Consider the following 402-nt stretch of genomic DNA (forward strand, 5'->3'; position numbering starts at 1 on the left):
CGAGATCCTCCCGGATCTGCGCGGCGAGGCGCCCGGCCTCGACGTTGTCCTCGACCACCAGAAGGGACTGCCCCATCCCCAGGGGCGAGCCGGCCTCAGCCTCACGGTCAACCTCCGGTCGCTGGTCCGGGGCGACGTCGAGCTCAGATGTCAGGTGGCGGCAGCGCTCAGAGCAACATGAATAATCGGGGCAGCGTGAAGAGCCCGTCGCAGAAGCGGATGGGTTGGACGCGGGGTATGATGCGTATGAAGCATAACCGCCGTCATCACATGCGTCGGTCCCAGATGTAACCATCGCCTGCGCCGCGGATCTGATACCGCGGGGCTCCTCCTACGCACGTTGGTCTAGCCTAGCGGCCCTTCTTGTAGAGCTTGCTCGCGATCTCGAAGATCTCTTCGGGT

Annotated in this window: 1 protein-coding gene; it reads left to right on the forward strand. The window is 64.2% G+C overall.

Features of this window, described 5'->3' with window-relative positions; genetic code table 11:
- A partial coding sequence (locus tag MKK82_RS12725) for a hypothetical protein (protein ID WP_243985924.1) occupies positions 1-181 on the forward strand: 181 nt, incomplete at its 5' end.
- Between the last annotated feature and the right edge of the window lie 221 nt (positions 182-402).

The sequence above is a fragment of the Methylobacterium sp. E-046 genome, from assembly GCF_022829625.1.
In the GTDB taxonomy this organism is placed as follows: Bacteria; Pseudomonadota; Alphaproteobacteria; order Rhizobiales; family Beijerinckiaceae; genus Methylobacterium; species Methylobacterium longum.